The 17884-nt window shown below is 74.5% G+C and carries 19 protein-coding genes; 10 read left to right on the top strand and 9 right to left on the bottom strand.

Annotated features, from left to right (window positions below):
* Window positions 1-11 precede the first annotated feature (11 nt).
* Entirely contained in the window at window positions 12-179 is a 168-nt protein-coding gene (locus ACTMS9_RS03535; protein WP_007455245.1) for a DUF3117 domain-containing protein, read from the top strand.
* A gap of 144 nt (window positions 180-323) precedes the next feature.
* Window positions 324-1799, top strand: a complete 1476-nt coding sequence (locus ACTMS9_RS03540; RefSeq protein WP_441164113.1) for a leucyl aminopeptidase family protein — start codon at window positions 324-326, stop codon at window positions 1797-1799.
* Between the two features lie 55 nt (window positions 1800-1854).
* On the opposite strand, the gene ACTMS9_RS03545 is transcribed toward ACTMS9_RS03540, so the two are convergent.
* Window positions 1855-2463, bottom strand: a complete 609-nt coding sequence (locus tag ACTMS9_RS03545; protein WP_441147661.1) for an O-methyltransferase — start codon at window positions 2461-2463, stop codon at window positions 1855-1857.
* Window positions 2464-2718: 255 nt separating this feature from the next.
* Here ACTMS9_RS03545 and ACTMS9_RS03550 point away from each other — a divergent pair, with 255 nt between their 5' ends.
* Together ACTMS9_RS03550 and ACTMS9_RS03555 are read left to right on the top strand one after the other, a co-directional pair.
* A complete protein-coding gene (locus ACTMS9_RS03550) occupies window positions 2719-4056 on the top strand; it encodes a trypsin-like peptidase domain-containing protein (RefSeq protein ID WP_441164430.1) in 1338 nt (445 codons plus the stop codon).
* A gap of 75 nt (window positions 4057-4131) precedes the next feature.
* Window positions 4132-4554 (top strand): preprotein translocase subunit TatB, encoded by a 423-nt coding sequence (locus tag ACTMS9_RS03555; RefSeq protein WP_088964127.1) that lies wholly within the window; start codon window positions 4132-4134, stop codon window positions 4552-4554.
* 183 nt (window positions 4555-4737) lie between these two features.
* Here ACTMS9_RS03555 and ACTMS9_RS03560 read toward each other — a convergent pair whose 3' ends face one another.
* From ACTMS9_RS03560 to ACTMS9_RS03570, 3 genes are all read right to left on the bottom strand, one after another.
* Window positions 4738-5886: an Mrp/NBP35 family ATP-binding protein gene (locus ACTMS9_RS03560; protein ID WP_441147517.1), complete on the bottom strand. Its 1149-nt coding sequence runs from the start codon at window positions 5884-5886 to the stop codon at window positions 4738-4740.
* A 97-nt stretch (window positions 5887-5983) separates the two neighbouring features.
* Window positions 5984-6586, bottom strand: coding sequence for a DUF1003 domain-containing protein (locus ACTMS9_RS03565; protein ID WP_154939861.1), 603 nt, complete (start codon window positions 6584-6586; stop codon window positions 5984-5986).
* The gene (locus ACTMS9_RS03570) at window positions 6579-7862 is read right to left on the bottom strand and encodes a magnesium transporter MgtE N-terminal domain-containing protein (RefSeq protein ID WP_441147515.1); all 1284 of its coding nucleotides are present in this window, start codon (window positions 7860-7862) and stop codon (window positions 6579-6581) included. The genes ACTMS9_RS03565 and ACTMS9_RS03570 overlap by 8 nt, the downstream gene beginning before the upstream one ends.
* A gap of 33 nt (window positions 7863-7895) precedes the next feature.
* Between ACTMS9_RS03570 and ACTMS9_RS03575 the strand changes: the two genes are divergently transcribed.
* Window positions 7896-8765, top strand: coding sequence for a PhzF family phenazine biosynthesis protein (locus ACTMS9_RS03575; RefSeq protein WP_441147513.1), 870 nt, complete (start codon window positions 7896-7898; stop codon window positions 8763-8765).
* A 62-nt stretch (window positions 8766-8827) separates the two neighbouring features.
* The gene (locus ACTMS9_RS03580) at window positions 8828-9319 is read left to right on the top strand and encodes a hypothetical protein (protein ID WP_441147658.1); all 492 of its coding nucleotides are present in this window, start codon (window positions 8828-8830) and stop codon (window positions 9317-9319) included.
* Window positions 9320-9368: 49 nt separating this feature from the next.
* On the opposite strand, the gene ACTMS9_RS03585 is transcribed toward ACTMS9_RS03580, so the two are convergent.
* Entirely contained in the window at window positions 9369-10067 is a 699-nt protein-coding gene (locus tag ACTMS9_RS03585) for an HAD family hydrolase (RefSeq protein WP_441147511.1), read from the bottom strand.
* A 96-nt stretch (window positions 10068-10163) separates the two neighbouring features.
* Here ACTMS9_RS03585 and ACTMS9_RS03590 point away from each other — a divergent pair, with 96 nt between their 5' ends.
* Both ACTMS9_RS03590 and ACTMS9_RS03595 read left to right on the top strand, forming a co-directional pair.
* Window positions 10164-11129: a DMT family transporter gene (locus ACTMS9_RS03590; protein WP_441147509.1), complete on the top strand. Its 966-nt coding sequence runs from the start codon at window positions 10164-10166 to the stop codon at window positions 11127-11129.
* A 193-nt stretch (window positions 11130-11322) separates the two neighbouring features.
* The gene (locus tag ACTMS9_RS03595) at window positions 11323-13473 is read left to right on the top strand and encodes an APC family permease (RefSeq protein ID WP_441164114.1); all 2151 of its coding nucleotides are present in this window, start codon (window positions 11323-11325) and stop codon (window positions 13471-13473) included.
* A gap of 24 nt (window positions 13474-13497) precedes the next feature.
* Here ACTMS9_RS03595 and ACTMS9_RS03600 read toward each other — a convergent pair whose 3' ends face one another.
* Together ACTMS9_RS03600 and ACTMS9_RS03605 are read right to left on the bottom strand one after the other, a co-directional pair.
* The gene (locus ACTMS9_RS03600; protein WP_441164115.1) at window positions 13498-13791 is read right to left on the bottom strand and encodes a hypothetical protein; all 294 of its coding nucleotides are present in this window, start codon (window positions 13789-13791) and stop codon (window positions 13498-13500) included.
* Complete coding sequence (locus ACTMS9_RS03605) at window positions 13788-14612, bottom strand: SDR family NAD(P)-dependent oxidoreductase (protein ID WP_441164116.1); 825 nt, start codon at window positions 14610-14612, stop codon at window positions 13788-13790. Before ACTMS9_RS03605 ends, ACTMS9_RS03600 begins: the two co-directional genes overlap by 4 nt.
* Before the next feature lie 130 nt (window positions 14613-14742).
* Here ACTMS9_RS03605 and ACTMS9_RS03610 point away from each other — a divergent pair, with 130 nt between their 5' ends.
* Window positions 14743-15699: an HpcH/HpaI aldolase/citrate lyase family protein gene (locus tag ACTMS9_RS03610; protein WP_088964118.1), complete on the top strand. Its 957-nt coding sequence runs from the start codon at window positions 14743-14745 to the stop codon at window positions 15697-15699.
* 43 nt (window positions 15700-15742) lie between these two features.
* Here ACTMS9_RS03610 and ACTMS9_RS03615 read toward each other — a convergent pair whose 3' ends face one another.
* Window positions 15743-16264: a DUF4190 domain-containing protein gene (locus ACTMS9_RS03615; protein WP_441164117.1), complete on the bottom strand. Its 522-nt coding sequence runs from the start codon at window positions 16262-16264 to the stop codon at window positions 15743-15745.
* A gap of 112 nt (window positions 16265-16376) precedes the next feature.
* Between ACTMS9_RS03615 and ACTMS9_RS03620 the strand changes: the two genes are divergently transcribed.
* Window positions 16377-17282: an SDR family NAD(P)-dependent oxidoreductase gene (locus tag ACTMS9_RS03620; RefSeq protein ID WP_441164118.1), complete on the top strand. Its 906-nt coding sequence runs from the start codon at window positions 16377-16379 to the stop codon at window positions 17280-17282.
* Between the two features lie 12 nt (window positions 17283-17294).
* Here ACTMS9_RS03620 and ACTMS9_RS03625 read toward each other — a convergent pair whose 3' ends face one another.
* Entirely contained in the window at window positions 17295-17798 is a 504-nt protein-coding gene (locus ACTMS9_RS03625) for a DUF4190 domain-containing protein (RefSeq protein ID WP_441164119.1), read from the bottom strand.
* Between the last annotated feature and the right edge of the window lie 86 nt (window positions 17799-17884).

Genomic DNA, 17884 nt, shown 5'->3' on the forward strand with positions numbered 1-17884 from the left:
GGGGAGACAACATGGCGGCGATGAAGCCGCGGACGGGCGACGGTCCGCTGGAAGTCACCAAGGAGGGCCGGGGCATCGTCATGCGGGTCCCGCTGGAGGGCGGTGGCCGGCTCGTCGTCGAGATGACTCCCGACGAGGCCAATGCACTGGGTGACGCACTGAAGGCGGCCGCCGGCTGATCGACCGACAGGCCGCGCGGCGACGCGCGGGCGGTTCGTCGTATCCCTGAGCCACCGGCCACGGCCGGTGGCTCAGGGTCTTCACCTGTGTACGCGGGTGGCCAGGCCCCGCACCACGATCCTTTCCCGGAGGTACGGTCCAGCGTGCTCGCCATCCGCCTGTCAGCCGGTCCGGACCGGCTCGACACCCTCGTCCTGCCCGTCCGCGCCGCGGCCGACACCGACGGGGGCGACACCCCGGCGACGCTGGCCCCGACCGGGCCGGCCCTGCCCGACGAGGTGCTGGCGGAGGCGACCGCCCTGCTGCCGGCCACCCGGCTGACCGGCCGGGCCGGTGAGACGTACGCGCACCTGCGACCGGCCCGCACCCCGGCCCGGCTGCTGCTGCTCGGCATCGGCGACGGTGCCGACCGGGCCTGGCGGGCCGCCGGGGCGGCGTTGACCCGCGCCGGCAAGGATGAGACGCACATCACGTTTTCGGTGCCGACCGGGACCGGCGCGGAGGCGGTCCGGGCCCTCGTCGAGGGGCTGCTGCTCGCCTCCTACCGGTTCCGGATGACCGAGGCCGGCGAGCCGCCCGCGCTGACCGGGGTGGACCTGCTGGTCGACGACCCGGACGCGTACCGCGACGCGGTCGAGGTCGCCGAGACCACCGCCCGGATGACCCGGCTCGCCCGGGACCTCACCAACACCCCGTCCTCGGTGAAGAACCCGCAGTGGTTCGTCGCGCAGGTCGAGGCCGCCGCAGCCGACCAGCCCGACCTGCACCTGCGGGTACGCGGGCCCGAGGAGCTGGCCGCCGAGGGCTTCGGCGGCATCCTCGCCGTCGGCGGCGGCTCGGCGAGCACCCCCCGCCTGGTGGAGCTGGACTGGCGGCCCGCCGACGCCCGCACCCACGTGGTGCTGGTCGGCAAGGGGATCACCTTCGACACCGGCGGCATCTCGATCAAGCCGGTGCCGGCGATGAAGCTGATGCGCAAGGACATGGCCGGCGCGGCCGCGGTGGTCGCGGCGACGCTGGGCGCGGCCGCGCTGCGGCTGCCGGTGCGGATCACCACGCTCGCCCCGCTGGCCGAGAACATGGTCAGCGGGTCGGCGTTCCGTCCCGGCGACATCGTCCGCCACTACGGCGGCCTGACCAGCGAGACCACCAACTCCGACGCCGAGGGCCGGCTGGTCCTCGCCGACGCGCTGGCCTACGCGGTCCGGGAGCTCCAGCCGGACCTGCTGATCGACCTGGCCACCCTGACCGGCGCCAACGCGGTCGCGCTCGGCAAGCGCACCGGCGCCCTCTACAGCGAGAACGACCAGCTCGCCGCCGACCTGCTGGCCGCCGTCGACGCCGCCGGCGAGGCCGCCTGGCGGATGCCGCTGGCCGCCGACTACGTCGAGCACCTCGGCAGTGACCTGGCGGACCTGCACAGCTCGCCCGCCGTCGGCGCCGGCTCGGTGACCGCCGCGCTCTACCTGCGCGAGTTCACCGGCGACCTGCGCGACCGGTGGTTGCACATCGACATGTCCGCGCCGTCCTGGGCCGACGGCGACGACGCCGAACTGACCCGGGGCGCGACCGGCTGGGGCGTACGCGGGCTGCTGCGCTGGCTGGCGACGCTGGACTGAGCCGGCGGTCCCGGCCGGCGCGCGGCGGACGCCGGCCCGGGCGGTCGGCGTCGGGTCAGCACTTCACGGCGGCGAGCAGGCCGTGCCCCACCGGCAGCAGCGCCGGGATCCAGTGCTCGGACTCCCGCAGCGCCTTGATCGTCTCGCGGACGGTCACCGTCTCGGCGTCCCGCGCGGCCGGGTCGCCGATCCGCCCGCCGGCCAGGGTGCCGTTGAGGGCCAGCACCCCGCCGGGTCGCAGCAGCCGCAGGGCGGCGTCGACGTACGCGGCGAAGCCGGTCGCCTCGGCGTCGACGAAGACCAGGTCGTAGGCGCCGTCCGCGAGCCGGGGCAGCACGTCCAGCGCCCGGCCGGTGATGATCCGGGTACGCCCCGACGGAAAGCCGGCCTCGACGAAGATGCGCCGGGCGATCCGCTGGTGCTCGACCTCCAGGTCGATGGTGGTGAGCACGCCGTCGGCCCGCATCCCGCGCAGCAGCCAGAGGCCGCTGACCCCGGTGCCGGTGCCGATCTCCACCACCGCCCGGGCGTTGCCGGCGGCGGCGAGCAGGCGCAGCGCCGCCCCGGCCCCGGGCGTCACCGCGTCGAGGCCCACCTCCCGGGCGAGGCTGCGGGCGGTCCGCAGGACGAGGTCCTCGCCGACGTACGACTCGGCGAACTGCAGCGCCTGCGCCGTCGGAGTGCCGGAATTGGCGACCGTGGCGATGGGACACCTCCGGGCGGCGGGAGTGGTGCGGGGGGCGGGTTGGCGGTATGAGCCTAGAGGCGAGCCTTCCGGCGCGCAGCCGCGCCGTCCGCCGTCGACGATCACGCCCGGCAAGAGCTGATGCCATCCGGCTCATCCGTGCAATCCTGGAAGCGGTATCCCTCGTTTCGCGACGGCCGCCGCACCACGCGGCACGGGGGGTCGGGGGACGGACTGGGAGGCACCGACGTGACCGACGGCTGGGACTGGCGCCAGCCCGGCGGGACTCCGGCATCGGCGGGACCGCCGGCCGGGGCGACGCCGGTGGGGCCGCCTACGGCGCCGCACGGCGCCCCGGGCGGGACGACATCGCCCTGGTGGTCCGACGCGTTGGCCGACCCGTGGCGTGACCCGTACGCGCCGGCCGCCGTGGTCATCCCGGGCGCGCCCGACGCCGGGGCCGCGCCGGAACCGGTCAGTGACCCGGACGCCCCGGGCCGCCCGAGACTGCGCCAGCTGCTGCTCGTCCCGTTGATCACCGCGCTGCTCGCCGGGTCCCTCGGCGGAGCCCTCGGGTACGCCTTCGCGGTCCGCGGCGGGGCCGGTGGCGGGGTGGCGCTCGGCGCCCGACCGGCCGAGGCGCCGGGCCTGGCCCAGCGTCGCCCCGAGTCGCTGGCCGGGGTCGCCGAGAAGGTCCTGCCCAGCGTGGTGACCGTGCGGGTGTCCAGCCTGGGCGGGGTGAGCGAGGGCTCGGGCTTCATCGCCAGCGCCGACGGGCACGTGATCACCAACGACCACGTGGTCTCCGGTGCCACCGGCCGGGCCTCGGTGGTCTTCAACGACGGCAGCACCGCGCCGGCAACCGTCGTCGGCCAGGACCCGGAGTCGGACATCGCCGTGATCAAGGTCAGCCGCACCGGGCTGCGCCCGGTGGAGTTCGGCGACTCCGACGCGCTGGCGGTCGGCGACCCGGTGCTCGCCTTCGGCTCGCCGCTCTCGCTGGCCAACACCGTCACCGCCGGCATCGTCAGCGCCCTGGACCGCACCATGCAGGCCGGGGAGCCTGGCGGCCCGGTCCGCTACTACGCGGCGATCCAGACCGACGCGGCGGTCAACCACGGCAACTCCGGCGGCCCGCTGGTCGACTCCGCCGGCCGGGTGATCGGGGTCAACTCCACGATCAAGTCACTGGTCGCCGAGGGGCAGGAGGCGGGCAACATCGGCCTCGCCTTCGCCATCCCGATCAACCAGGCCAAGCGGATCACGCAGGACATCATCGGCACCGGCAAGGCCCGCCGTACCGTGATCGGGGCGCAGGTGGGCGGCGCCGGCACGGTTACCGGCGGCGCCGGCGTACGGCTGGCGGCGGTGGAGCCGTCCGGGCCGGCGGCCGGCGCGGGGCTGAAGGCCGGGGACGTCATCCTCAAGCTGAACGGCCGCCCGATGACCGAGCCGACCGACCTGATCGCGCTGGTGCGCAAGTTCGCCCCGGGATCCGTGGTGACGGTGGAGTACCGGCGGGGGTCGGCCCGGCAGAACACCTCGGTGACGCTCGCCGCAGACGCCAAGTGAGGACCGGTCACCCCCTCCCGGCCGGGCACCCGACGTGCGTAGTCTTGCCTTGACGCCGACGAGGAGGCCCCAGCAGTGCTCGACAACCTGAACTGGTGGGAGATCGGTGCGCTGTTGCTCCTGGCGCTGCTGATCTTCGGTGACCGGCTGCCCAACGTCATCAACGACGGCCTGCGGATGGTCCGGAACCTGCGCGGCATGGCCCGCAACGCGACCGGCGACCTGAGCCGCGAGTTGGGCACCGACATCCAGTTGGAGGACCTGCACCCCAAGGCGTTCATCCGCAAGCACCTGCTCAGCGAAGAGGACGAGCAGGCGATCCGGAAGCCGTTGCAGGGCGTCTACGACAACCTGCGGGCGGACGTGACCGGCGTGCACAACGAGCTCAAGGACGTCGCCGACGCCGCCGACCCGCGCGGCAGGGGCGGCCGCAAGGCCACCGCCACGGGCGGCGCGCCCGCCCCGGCCCCCCGCCCCAGCTACGACGACGCCACCTGACGCGTCCCGCACTCCCCACCCGCACCACGCCCACGGGTCGCGCGCGCTTCGCGCACCCGACCCCGGCATGGCGCGCAGCGTGCACATACAGAGAAAGAGTGGCCTCCCGAGCGCGGAAGGCCACTCTTTCTCTGTATCTGGGCGGATCTTGGGGCGCGCGGAGCGCGCGGGTGGGGTGGGTCGTCAGCGGCCGGCGGGCTTGAGGCCGAGGGGCTTGCCGAGGAGGGACTCGCGGCGGACGGCGAGGCGGTCGGCGATCTGGGCCAGCGCCTTCGAGGCCGGGGCGTCCGGCTCGGCCAGCACGATCGGGTTGCCGGCGTCGCCGCCCTCGCGTACCCGGGTGTCGAGCGGGATCTGACCCAGCAGCGGCACCTGCGCGCCGATCGTCCGGCTCAGCGAGTCGGCCACGGCCTGGCCGCCACCGGCGCCGAAGACCTCCATCCGCGAGCCGTCGGGCAGCTCCAGCCAGGCCATGTTCTCGATGACGCCGACGACCCGCTGGTGGGTCTGCAGGGCGATCGCGCCGGCCCGCTCGGCGACCTCGGCGGCCGCGGCCTGCGGCGTGGTCACCACCAGGATCTCGGCGTTCGGCAGCAGCTGGGCGACCGAGATGGCGATGTCGCCGGTGCCCGGGGGCAGGTCGAGCAGGAGCACGTCCAGGTCGCCCCAGTAGACGTCGCCGAGGAACTGCTGGAGCGCCCGGTGCAGCATCGGGCCGCGCCACACCACGGCGGCGTTGCCCGGGGTGAACATGCCGATCGAGATCACCTTCACGCCGTGCGCCTGCGGCGGCATGATCATGTCCTCGACCCGGGTCGGGCGGCCGTCCGCGCCGAGCATCCGGGGCACCGAGTGGCCGTAGATGTCCGCGTCGACCACGCCGACCGAGAGGCCCCGGGCGGCCAGCGCGGCGGCCAGGTTGACCGTCACGCTCGACTTGCCGACGCCACCCTTGCCGCTGGCCACCGCGTACACCCGGGTCCGGGAGCCGGGCTGGGCGAACGGGATCACCGGCTCCGCGGTGGCGTTGCCGCCGCGCAGCTTCGACTGGAGCTCCTGGCGCTGCTCGGGGCTCATCACGCCGAACTCGATCTCGACGCCCGTCACGCCGGGGACCGCCCCCACGGCGGCGGTGATGTCGGAGCGCAGCTTGTCCTTCAGCGGGCAGCCGGCGACGGTGAGCAGCAGCTCGACCCGTACGACGCCGTCCTCGCCGGCCACGGCGGAGCGGACCATGCCGAGGTCCGTGATCGGGCGGCGGATCTCCGGGTCGTTGACTGTGGCCAGGGCGGCCTGGATCGCGTCGGAGATGGTGCTGACGGGAGCTGACATGCCCGCAATGCTACGTCGGGGGTGATCCGTCGCCGCCGCCAGCGGGGCCGGTGTGAGCGAATCGATGGCCCCTCCGGCGGACCCGGGCCCCCGTCGGTCAGCCCTCCGGCCGGCCGTCGCGGGCGTAGTCGCCGTCCAGGTCGTCGCGGGGCTCGTCGAGGCCCTCGCCGCCTCGCCGCACGGCCTTCTCCTGCTGCCGGCGTTCCAGCCGCTGCCGGCGCTGGGCCGCCTCGTCCAGTTCCTCGGCCAGCCGGGCCAGCTCGGAGCGGAGGAAGTCCCGGGTCGCCACCTCGCCCATGGCGATCCGCAGCGCGGCGATCTCCCGGGTCAGGTACTCCGTGTCGGCCTTCTGCAGGGTGGCCCGCCGCCGGTCCTCCTCCAGCGCCACCCGGTCCCGGTCGGCCTGCCGGTTCTGCGCGAGCAGGATCAGCGGGGCCGCGTACGAGGCCTGCAACGACAGGATCAGGGTGAGGAAGGTGAAGGTGTACGGGTCGAAGCGCAGGTGCGCCGGGGCCAGGGTGTTCCAGCCGAACCAGAGCGCGATGACCACCGTCATGTAGACGATGAAGTTCGCCGTGCCCATGCCCCGGGCGATCCCCTCGGACCACCGGCCGAAGGCCTCCGGGTCGAACCGGGGCAGCTTGACGCCCCGGGGCTCGCGCGGCTGGTCCAGTCGCTCGGCCCGTCGCTGGTCAGCCATCAGCGCTGTCCGTCCCCTCGGCGGGGGCCGGGGCCGGTACGGCGTCCCGGTCCCGCCAGTCGCGCGGCAGCGAATGGTCGAGCACGTCGTCGACCGTGACCGCGCCGACCAGCCGGTTGTTGCGGTCCACCACCGGCATCGCCACCAGGTCGTAGGTGGCCATCCGGCGGGTGATCTCCGGCAGGGGGGTGGTCGGCCGCAACGGGTCGATGTCGTTGACCACCACCCCGCCGAGCATCTCCGCCGGCGGCTCCCGGAGCAGCCGCTGGAAGTGCACCATGCCCAGGTAACGGCCGGTGGGCGTGGTCATCGGCGCGCGGGCCACGAACACCTGGGCCGCGACGGCCGGGGAGAGCTGCTCCTCCCGGATCCGGGCGAGCGCCTCCGCGACGGTGGCGTCCGGCGGCAGGATCACCGGCTCGGAGGTCATCACGCTGCCCGCCGTACCGGAGGCGTAGCGCAGCAGCTGGCGGACCGGGTCGGCCTCGTTCGGCTCCATCAGGTCCAGCAGTACGTCCTGCTCCGGCGGCGGCAGCTCGTTGAGCAGGTCGGCGGCGTCGTCCGGGTCCATCTCCTCCAGCACGTCGGCGGCCCGTTCCCGGTCCAGCGCGGCGAGGATCTCCACCTGGTCGTGCTCGGGCAGCTCGCTGAGCACGTCGGCGAGGCGTTCGTCGTCCAGCGCCGCCGCGACCTCGTTGCGCCGCGCGTCGGGCAGGTCCTGCAGGGCGTTGGCCAGGTCGGCGGGGCGCATGTCCTCCAGCACGGCGAGCAGGTTGGCCGTACCCCGGTTGGCGGCGATGCCGCTCAGCCCGCGCACCCGGTCCCACTCGACCTGGTGCAGGTGGCCGCGGCGGGTGAGCCGGCCGGTCTGCTCGCGGACGGCGACCCGGGACAGCGACCACTCGCCACCCCGGCTGCACTCCATCGCCACGTCGACCACCGCGCCCGGCTGGCCGCCCGGTTCGAGCTGGACCCGCCGGTCCAGCAGCTCCTGGAGCACCAGCAGCTCGTTGGGGCGCTTCTCGAAGCGGCGCAGGTTGAGGGTGCCGGTGCCGAGCACCACCGCGTCCGCGTCGATGGTGGTGATCCGGTTGATGGACAGGAAGATCCGCCGGCGCATCGGCATCTCGGCGACCAGACCCACCACCTCGGGGGGACGTTGGGTCGCACGGATCCGGGCCACCGCGTCACGGACCCGACCCACCTGGTCGCCGTTCGGGTCGAAGACGGCGACTCCGGCGAGTCGGGCGATGTAGACCCGGTTCGGCGTGCTCACGGGCACCAGCCTAAGCGCCTAGTGTTTATCAACATGTCGACCTTGGCCTACGAGATCGTGGACGTCTTCACCGATCGCCCGTTCGCCGGCAACCCGCTGGCCGTGGTGTTCGGCGCCGAAGGGCTCGCCACCGAACAGATGCAGGCGCTCGCGCTGGAGTTCAACCTCTCGGAAACGGTGTTCGTGCTGCCGCCCACCCAGGTCGGGGCCACCTACCGGGCCCGGATCTTCACCCCGGCCGCGGAGTTGCCGTTCGCCGGGCACCCCAGCGTCGGCGCGGCGGTCACCGCCAGCCGGCGCGGCATGTTCGGTGTGGGCAGTATCACCCAGGAGTGCGGTGCCGGGGTGCTGCCGATCGAGGTCGGCGAGACCGGTGCCACCCTGACCGGCGGCACCCCCACCCTCGGGCCGGAGCTGGACCCGGAGCCGCTGCTGGAGATGGCCGGCCTCACCGCCGACGACCACGCCGGCCCGGCGCCCCGGGTGGCCGGCTGCGGGCTGGAGTTCCCCTACCTTCCGGTCCGCCCGGACGCGGTGGCCCGCGCCAAGGTCAACGCGGCGGCGGCGGAACGGTACGGGGTGGAGCATGTCAGCGTCTTCTCCTGGGACGCCGAGACGCAAACCGCGCACGCCCGCGTCTTCGTGCCCGGGCTCGGCGTGCCGGAGGACCCGGCGACCGGCTCGGCCGCCCTCGGGCTCGGCGTCTGGCTGGTCGCCAGCGGGCTGCTCCCCGGCGACGGGCGCTCCGAGTACGCGGTCCGCCAGGGCATCGAGATCCACCGCCCGTCGGCGCTGGCCTGCACGGTGACCGCGGCCGACGGGGCGGCGGTCGGCGCCACCGTCTCCGGTCAGGTCATGGCGGTGGCCCGGGGCGAGATCCTGGTCCCGCCGTTCGTCGGTTGACCGGTGACCGCACGCCCCACGTACGAGAGGATGCCGGTGTGACGGACGAGGTGGACGACCCGATGTCGACGCCCCTGGTCGACGAGGCGATGAAGAAGGCGGCCGTGGCCTGGGTGAGCGTCGGCGACGGCCCGGCGCTGGCGCTGTGGTGCGTGCCGCTGGAGGGGTCGCTCTTCGTGGTCAGCGGGCCGGGCGAGCAGTCCGCGCCCGGGCTGGCCGAGGCGGCGCAGGCGCGGGTGACCCTGCGCGGCGACCACGGCGGGCGGATCGTGACCTGGCCGGCCCAGGTGACCCGGTTGGCGCCGGCCACCGAGGCGTGGGAGACCTCCGCCCCGCTGGTGGCGGCGAAGCGGCTGAACGCCTCCGGACCCACCGCCGACCTGGTGGCCCGCTGGGCGGCCGACGGCTGCGCGCTGACCCGGCTCGCCCCGGCCGGCGCGCCGGACGCCGGCACGGACCTGCCGGCCGACTCGCTGGCCGAGGTGCCGCGCGAGACTCCCGCCGTGCGCGCCACCCGCAAACCGTTCCGCCTGCACAAGGTCCGCCGCCGTTGAGCGGCTGTCGGGAAACCTCGCCCGGTGTTTCCCGACAGCCGCTGAGCGCTCAGCAACCCACCGGCACCGCGTCGACCAGCTCGACCACCTCGCTCAGCGAGCCGACGACCGGGCCGTCCCAGTCCGGCTCGGCGTCGAAGACCAGGTGACCGGCCAGGTCGGGGGCGACCAGCCGCACGGCGGTCATCCCCGCCCGCTGCGCACCGGTCAGCTCCCGGCTGCCACCGTCACCGACGTAGAGGCAGTCCTCGGGCCGCACGGCGAGCCGACGGCAGGCGGCCAGGTAGAGCGCCGGGTCCGGCTTGCACCGGCCGACGTGGACGGAGAAGACCCGCGCGTCGAGCAGCGGGGCGACGGCCAGCTGCGGCAGGAACGCCGGCAGCTCGTGGGTGCAGTCGCTGACCACGCCGGTGCGGATGCCCCGCTCCCGCAGCGCGGCGAGCGCGGGTACCGCGTCGTCGCGCAGCCGGGTGTCGGCGCGTACCGCCCGGTGCCGGGAGGCCACCGCAGCCCGGATGGCGTCGTCGGAGGGGTGGACGCCGGCCTGGACGCAGACCCAGCGCAGCGTCGCCTCGGCGTTGCCGTGCCGGCCGCTGGCCCGCTGGTAGAAGGTGCGGTCGAGGACCGCGGCGAGCGTGTCGACGGGACAACCGAGCAGGTCGGCGGTGGTTTCGTGGGCGGGGCCGCGCTGGACGCAGCGGGTCAGGGTGCCGAAGAAGTCGAACAGCACCGCAGGGTACCTGGGCATGGGAAAGCGCCTCCGGACGTCGAGGGATCGCCGGCGCGGACGCGCATGATCGTAACGGAGCGTTGACGCTGAGTGGTGTCCAAAGTTGTGTGAGTATTGCTCTCCGTGTCCCCCACCCCGCACCGCCCGACGGTGGACCCGCTGACCGTCGGCGTCCTCGCGCTCGCCGTCGCCGCCGTCTCCTCCTCCGCCCCGCTGATCGCCTTCGCCGCGGCCCCGGCGCTGGCCGTCGCGTTCTGGCGCAACCTGCTCTCGGTCGCCGTGCTCGGCCCGTTCTCGCTGGCCCGCCGCCGGGCCGAGTTCCGGGCGCTGACCGTGGGGGCGGGCCGGCGGGAGGGCTGGTACTGCGTGCTCTCCGGCGTGGCGCTGGCCGCCCACTTCGCCACCTGGATGCCGAGCGCGCAGCTCACCTCGGTCGCCGCGGCCACCGCGCTCGGCGCCACCCAGCCGATCTGGCAGGGGCTGATCGCCCGCTGGCAGGGCCGGCACCTGCCGTACGCCGTCTGGGTCGGCATCGCGGTGGCCGTGACGGGCGCGGTGCTCGCCACCGGGGCGGACGTCGCCGTCTCCGGACGGGCCTTCGCCGGGGACCTGCTGGCGATCACCGGCGGCCTGTTCGCCGCGGTCTACACCGCGTTCGGCGAGCGCGCCCGGGCCACCATCAGCACCACCACCTACACCACCATCTGCTACGGGGTGTGCGCGCTGATCCTGCTGGTGGTGTGCCTGGTCGGCGGCGTGCCACTGCGCGGGTACGACTCCGCCACCTGGCTGGCCATCCTCGGCCTCGTCGCCGGCGCCCAGCTGCTCGGGCACTCGATGTTCAACTACGCCCTGCGCCGCGTGTCGGCCACCACGGTCAGCGTGCTGATCCTGCTGGAGGCGCCCGGCGCCGCCCTGATCGGCTGGGTCTGGCTCGCTCAGCTGCCCCGCCCGCTCGCCCTGCCCGGGCTGGCCCTGCTGCTGGTCGGGGTGGCCGTGGTGGTGCTCGGTGGCGCCCGTGCCGGCCGCCGCCCCGCACCGGCCCCGGTCCCCGCCGACGCCGCCCCGCCGGCGGCCTGACTCCGGCTCGCCCCGTCCCCGCCGGTCGGTCGACCAGCGGCCCGACGCCGGGGCCACCCGGCGCCCGACCCCGGATCGGCCCGCTCGGCCCACCGCCGGCTGCCACCGCCCGCTCGGCGCTTCGCGGGAGAACGCCGATTCCGCCGCCACGACCGCCGCTCGCGCGTGAGAGTGCGGAGGGAGGTGTGGCGAGATGGCGGGGCGACCGGGCGACGAGGACGAGGCCGACAGCGGCACCGTCGTCACCCCGTCGGCCGAGTTCCCGCCGCTCGACCCGGAGGAACTGGGCACCCTGCGCCGGATCGGCGACCGCTGGCGCGCCGACCAACCGGGCGAGCTGCCGATCGACCCGACCCTCGGTCGGCAGGGGGAGCGTCCCACCCCGACCCGCTTCGGCCGGCTGGCCCCGATCGCCATGTTCCGCCGGGAGCAGCCGGACGAACTGGTCGCCACCGAACCGGCCAACCTGCCCGGCACCCGGTTCGGCCGGGCGCTGACCCGGCTGCGGCGGGCCGTTTTCGGGCCGCCGCTGTCCAGCGCGGCGGTGCTCTACGAGCGGATGCGCAAGCTGGTGGCGCTGCCGGTGCTCTCCTCCGACCTGCTCAGTTCGGTGGCGTACGGGCCGGAGGCGATGCTGGCCGTGCTGGTGCTGGCCGGCAGCGCGGCGTTGGGGCTCTCCCTGCCGCTGGCCGCCGCGCTGGTGGTGCTCATGATCGCCGTCGGCGTCTCCTACCGGCAGACCATCCACGCCTACCCGCACGGCGCCGGGTCGTACATCGTCGCGGGGGACAACCTGGGCACCGCGGCGGGGCTGACCGCCGCGGCCGGGCTGATCCTCGACTACGTGTTGACCGTGGCCGTCTCGGTGGCCGCCGGGGTGCACGCGGTCACCTCGGCGCTGCCCGGGCTGGCGCCGTTCGCCGTCCCGCTCGGGGTGCTGGTCATCGCGGTGCTGCTCGCCGCCAACCTGCGCGGGGTCCGGACCGCCGGCAACATCTTCGTGCTCCCCACGTACGCCTTCGTGGTCGCGTTGCTGGCCCTGCTGGCGGTCGGCTACCTGCGGGTCACCGGACGCGGCTTCACGCCGGTGCCGCCGCCGGCGGTGCCGGCGGCCGAGGGGCTCGGCCTGCTGCTGGTGCTGCGCGCCTTCGCCTCGGGCGCGGTGTCGATGACCGGCATCGAGGCGGTGTCCAACGCGGTCCCGGCGTTCCGCCCGCCCGAGTGGCGCAACGCCCGCACCACCCTGGGCTGGATGGTGGCGATGCTGGTGCTGCTCTTCGCCGCGCTCACCCTGCTGATCCACCTGGCCGGCCTGGTGCCGACGACGGAGGAGACCCTGCTCTCCCAGCTGGCCCGGGTCACCTTTCCGACCGGTCCCTGGTACGGCCTGATCCAGGCCGCCACCGCGCTGATCCTGCTGCTGGCGGCGAACACCGCCTTCAACGGCTTCCCCCGGCTGCTGTTCTTCATGGCCCGGGCCGGTCACGCGCCGCGCCGCTTCCTGCACATGGGGGACCGGCTGGCGTTCAGCCATGGCCTGGTCGCGCTCGCCGCGACCGCCGCGCTGGTCTTCGTCGCCTTCGGCGGGTACACCGAGGGGCTGATCCCGCTCTACGCGGTCGGGGTGTTCCTCGCCTTCACCCTCTCCCAGGCCGGGATGGTGGTGCACTGGCGCCGCCGGCGCGGGGCCGGCTGGCGGGGCCGGCTGGCGGTCAACGCGGTCGGCGCCGCGCTCTCCGGGCTGGTGCTCGTCACCGCGGCGGTCGCCAAGTTCACCGAGGGCGCCTGGGTGGTGGTGATCGCCGTACCGCTGCTCGTGTTCCTCTTTTACCGGGTGCACCGGCACTACCGGAACCTGCACGCCGCGCTGGCCCTGCACCCGCCGCCGGTCGCGCCCGTCGCCGCCGGGCCCGCCGAGGGAGAGGAACTGCCCCAACAGGTACGCCACCTGGTGGTGGTCCCGATGGCCCGGCTCAACCGGGCATCGCTGCGCGCCCTGGCGTACGCGGTGTCGCTGGGCCAGCCGACCCTGGCGGTGCACATCGCGCCAGAGGAGGCGGAGGCGGACCGGTTCCGCGAGCAGTGGCGGGCCTGGGGGGACCACGTGCGGCTGGAGACCATCGTGTCGCCGTACCGGGCGGTGATCGGGCCGCTGGCGCACTACCTGGAGGCGCTGCACGAGACCGGGCCGGAGCTGGTGCTGACCGTGATCGTGCCCGAGGTGGTGCTGCGCCGGAGCTGGCACCGCCCGCTGCACAGCCGGACCGAGCAGCGGCTGCGCCGGGCGTTGCGGCCGCTGCCGGGGGTGGTGGTCACCAGCGTCCCGGTGCACCTCCGCGAGTGACCGCCGGGGCCGCCCGGTGGGCGGTCAGCGGTCGTGGACCTCGATCACCCGGGTGGTCGGTGCCGCGTCGCCGATCGCCGCCCGCTGGGCCACCCGGTCCGGGTCGGCCAGGAACGCCGCCAGCCCGGCCCGCGACGCGAACCGGATCAGGTGCACCTCGGTCCGTTCGTCGGTGCTGTGCAACCGCCGTTCCAGCCGTCCGCCGTGCCGCCCGAGCAGCCCGAGCACGGCGTCCTCGTACCGGTGGCCGGCGTCGACGGCGTCGGGTGCCAGGTCGACCACCGCCACCAGGAAGAGCCCCTCGTCCGGCGCGCTCATCCGGCGATGCCGACGGCCTCGGCGCTGGCCGTCCAGAGCCGGGCGGCGAGCTGCGGGTCGGCCGCCTTGCGCAGCGGCCGGCGCAGCTTCCGGTCGGCGTAGTAGGCGCCGTCGACCAGCCGGGACGGGTCCTGGTTGGCCAGCCAGACCAGCGTCTCCGCGCCCCGCTCCGGGCTGCGGAACGGCAGCAGCCGCATGCCGAGGGCGACCAGCCGGCTGTCCGCCCCGAACCGGGTCCGCACCACCCCGGGGTGGAAGCAGTACGACCGGACGTCCGGCCAGCGCCGGGCCGCCTCCGCGGTGAACAGGATGTTCGCCTGCTTGCTGGTGCCGTACGCGCGGACCGGCCGGTACGGGCGCAGCGTGGCGTTCAGGTCGTCCGGGTCGAGCGCCCCGCTGCGGTGCGCGCCGGAGGCCGTCACCACCATCCGGCCGATCCGGTCGGCCAGCAGGTTGCTCAGCAGGAACGGGGCCAGGTGGTTGGCCTGCATCGAGAGCTCGAAGCCGTCCACGGTGGTGAGCGGTTCCAGCACGATCGCCCCGGCGTTGTTGGCCAGCACGTCGATCCGGTCGTACGCGGCCCGCAGCCGCTCGGCGAGCCCGCGTACGTCGTCCAGCACGGCGAAGTCGGCGCGGAACAGCTCGGGGCGCTCGCCGCAGGCCTCGCGTACCCGGTCGCCGGCGGCCTGGAGCCGGCCCGGGTCCCGCCCGACCAGCACGACCTGGTCGCCCCGGCGGGCCAGGGCCGTCGCGGCGGCCAGGCCGATGCCGGAGCTGGCCCCGGTCACCACCACGATCCGACGCTCAGTGAGATCTTCCACAGGTCCATTCACCCCGGTCACGGCACGAGGTTACCGTGGCGTCACAACGCCCTTTGGGATCGTTAAGTTCTCGTTCTCGTCATCCAGGTGGCGTCGGCGTGCCCGCCGGACGCTGGAAGGAGCGCATCCAATGGCCGCAGTCGGTCGCCCCCGCCGGTCCTGCCTCGCCGTGCCGGGTTCCAGCGTCAAGATGCTCGGCAAGGCCCAGGGCCTCCCCGCCGACCAGGTCTTCCTCGACCTGGAGGACGCGGTCGCCCCGCTGGCCAAGCCGGACGCCCGCAAGAACATCGTCGCGGCGCTCAACGAGGGCGACTGGGCCGGCAAGACCCGGGTGGTCCGGGTCAACGACCTGACCACCCCGTGGACCTACCGGGACGTCATCGAGGTGGTCGAGGGCGCCGGCGCGAACCTCGACTGCATCATGCTGCCGAAGGTGCAGAACGCCGCCCAGGTGCAGTGGCTGGACCTGACGCTGACCCAGATCGAGAAGACCCTGGGCCTGGAGGTCGGCCGGATCGGCATCGAGGCGCAGATCGAGAACGCCGCCGGCCTGGTCAACGTCGACGCCATCGCCGCCGCCTCGCCCCGGGTCGAGACCATCATCTTCGGTCCGGCCGACTTCATGGCCTCGATCAACATGAAGTCGCTGGTGGTCGGCGCGCTGATCCCGGACTACCCGGGCGACCCCTACCACTACATCCTGATGCGGATCCTGATGGCCGCCCGGATGCACGACAAGCAGGCCATCGACGGCCCGTTCCTGCAGATCCGCGACGTCGACGCGTTCCGCGAGGTGGCCAAGCGCTCCGCGGCGCTGGGCTTCGACGGCAAGTGGGTGCTGCACCCCGGCCAGATCGACGCCGCCAACGAGGTCTACCAGCCGGCCCAGGCCGACTACGACCACGCCGAGCTGATCCTCGACGCCTACGAGCACTACACCTCGGAGGCCGGCGGCAAGCTCGGCGCGGTGATGCTCGGCGACGAGATGATCGACGAGGCGTCCCGCAAGATGGCCCTGGTGATCGCCGCCAAGGGGCGCGCCGCCGGGATGACCCGCACCTCCAGCTTCACCCCGCCGTCGGAATGAGCCGTACGCCGCCGCCCCGGGGCGACCGGGGCGGCGGCACCGGTCAGTAGGTGCTGCTGTCGTAGGTCGACGGGTCCTGGTTCGCCAGCCAGACGAAGAACACCACGATGGCGATGGTGGCCAGCAGCGCGATCACGGTGGCGATCCAGCCCACGATGATGCCGGCGGTGGCGAAGCCCTCACCGCCTTCACCCCGCTCCCGGATCTGCTTGCGGGACACGTGGCCGAGGATCGCGCCGATCAGCCCGATCCAGCCGCCGAGCCCGTAGCCGCAGAGGCCGAGCGCGCCGAGGATCGAGACGACCATCGCGGCGATGGCCAGGCCGTTGGTCTGCGGGGCGGGTGGGTAGCCGTACCCGGGGTAGCCGGTCGGGGGCGGGTAGCCGTGCGGCTGGTACGGATCGACCGGAGCCGCGTGCGGCGGCACCGCGGCTGCGTACGGGTCCGGCGGGGCGTACGGGTCCCTGCCCGTCGGCTGCGCCGGGATCGGTTGGCCGCTGACCGGCAGTGTCGGGTCGCCGGCCGGGTTGCTCCAGCCGCCGCCGGGCGGTGGGGGATAGGTCATCAGGTCTCTCCGTCGCGTGTGGGTGCGCCGTCAGGGTAGTCATGACCGGACAAACCCGAGGTCCCCGTGGTGCCGCGTTGCCCGGGACGTCCCGAGCGGGCAGGATCTCGGCATGGCTATCGACGCGCGTGGTGCCGACCGTTCCGGCAGCCGACCGAGGCGGGACGTGAGCCGCCCCGGGCTGGCCCGGCGTACCCGCGCCGTCGCCACGGCCGGGCCGGAGGACCAGGACGAGCCGGTGCCGGTGGCCGAGCCGGTCACCATGCGGCTGGACGGGCGGGTCGCCCTGGTCACCGGCGCGGGCAGCGCCGACGGCATCGGGTACGCGACCGCCCGCCGGCTGGCCGACCTGGGCGCCCGGGTGGCGATCGTCTCCACCACCCGGCGGATCCACGAACGGGCCGGCGAGCTGGGCGTGACCGGCTTCGTCGCCGACCTCACCGACGAGTCCGAGGTCGGCGCGCTCGCCGACGCGGTGGCCGAGCAGCTCGGCGACGTCGAGGTGCTGGTCAACAACGCGGGCCTGGCCAGCCGGGCCAGCCCGGAGGTGCTGCGCCCGGTGGCCCAGCTCAGCTACGACGAGTGGCGGGGCGAGATCGACCGGAACCTGACCACCGCGTTCCTGTGCAGCCGCGCCTTCATCGGCGGGATGGCCGAGCGGGGCTGGGGGCGGATCGTGAACCTGGCGGCCACCGCAGGGCCGGTGAACGCGCTGCCCACCGAGGCGGCGTACGCGGCGGCCAAGGCCGGCGTGGTGGGGCTGACCCGTGCCCTGGCGATGGAGATGATCGCCGACGGGGTGACCGTGAACTCCGTGGCCCCGGGCACCATCTACACGGCGGCCTCGACGGTGGCCGAGATCAAGCAGGGGATGGGCACCCCGGTCGGGCGCCCCGGCACCCCGGACGAGGTGGCCGCCGCCATCACCTTCCTCTGCTCGCCGGCCGCCTCGTACATCACCGGGCAGATGCTGGTGGTGGACGGCGGCAACAGCGTCCGCGAGGCGCAGTTCCGCTGACCCCCGCCCGGGTCAGTTGTAGGTGCCGCCGCCGTCGGAGTTGGCCCAGACGGCCAGGGCGATCCAGCCGCAGCAGGCGAGCAGGCCGATCGCGGTGAAGACGTAGCTGAGGATCAGCCCCCAGGTGGCGAGCTGGTCACCGTCCTCGCCGGTCCGCCGGATCTGCCGCTTGGCCAGGTGGCCGAGGACGATCCCGGCCGGGGCGAAGACGAAGGCGAAGACCAGCGACAGGATCGCCATGGTGTTCGGTCCGCCGCCGCCTCCCGGTGGCGGGCCGTACTGGCCGTACGGGCCCTGCGGCGGGTACGCCGGCTGCTGCGCCCACTGCTGGTGCTCCTGCGGCCGCTGACCCCACTGCTGCTGCTCGGGCTGCTGGCCCCACTGCGGCTGGTCCGGCTGCTGGCCCCACTGCTGCTGCTCGGGCTGCTGGCCCCACTGGGGCAGCCCGGAGGGCTGGCCCGGCTGCTCGTACGGCGACGGCGGCCGCTCCGGCTCGCCGGGTGGTGGATGACTCACGTCCGTTCGCCTCCTCCGCCGCAGGTCACAGCGCTCCTCACTTGCGGACGCTACCCGCAGCGGTGAACCTTTTCACAGCGGTTGTG

The sequence above is a fragment of the Micromonospora sp. L31 genome, assembly GCF_052068075.1.
Taxonomy (GTDB): Bacteria; Actinomycetota; Actinomycetes; order Mycobacteriales; family Micromonosporaceae; genus Micromonospora; species Micromonospora purpureochromogenes.

Excerpts from the sequence above, each read along its gene's own strand:
- ACTMS9_RS03535 (WP_007455245.1), top strand. The coding sequence starts at position 12 with ATGGCGGCGATGAAGCCGCGGACGGGCGACGGTCCGCTGGAAGTCACC.
- ACTMS9_RS03560 (WP_441147517.1), bottom strand. The coding sequence starts at position 5,886 with ATGTCAGCTCCCGTCAGCACCATCTCCGACGCGATCCAGGCCGCCCTG.
- ACTMS9_RS03565 (WP_154939861.1), bottom strand. The coding sequence starts at position 6,586 with ATGGCTGACCAGCGACGGGCCGAGCGACTGGACCAGCCGCGCGAGCCC.
- ACTMS9_RS03575 (WP_441147513.1), top strand. The coding sequence starts at position 7,896 with ATGTCGACCTTGGCCTACGAGATCGTGGACGTCTTCACCGATCGCCCG.
- ACTMS9_RS03580 (WP_441147658.1), top strand. The coding sequence starts at position 8,828 with ATGTCGACGCCCCTGGTCGACGAGGCGATGAAGAAGGCGGCCGTGGCC.
- ACTMS9_RS03585 (WP_441147511.1), bottom strand. The coding sequence starts at position 10,067 with ATGCCCAGGTACCCTGCGGTGCTGTTCGACTTCTTCGGCACCCTGACC.
- ACTMS9_RS03595 (WP_441164114.1), top strand. The coding sequence starts at position 11,323 with ATGGCGGGGCGACCGGGCGACGAGGACGAGGCCGACAGCGGCACCGTC.
- ACTMS9_RS03600 (WP_441164115.1), bottom strand. The coding sequence starts at position 13,791 with ATGAGCGCGCCGGACGAGGGGCTCTTCCTGGTGGCGGTGGTCGACCTG.
- ACTMS9_RS03610 (WP_088964118.1), top strand. The coding sequence starts at position 14,743 with ATGGCCGCAGTCGGTCGCCCCCGCCGGTCCTGCCTCGCCGTGCCGGGT.
- ACTMS9_RS03615 (WP_441164117.1), bottom strand. The coding sequence starts at position 16,264 with ATGACCTATCCCCCACCGCCCGGCGGCGGCTGGAGCAACCCGGCCGGC.
- ACTMS9_RS03620 (WP_441164118.1), top strand. The coding sequence starts at position 16,377 with ATGGCTATCGACGCGCGTGGTGCCGACCGTTCCGGCAGCCGACCGAGG.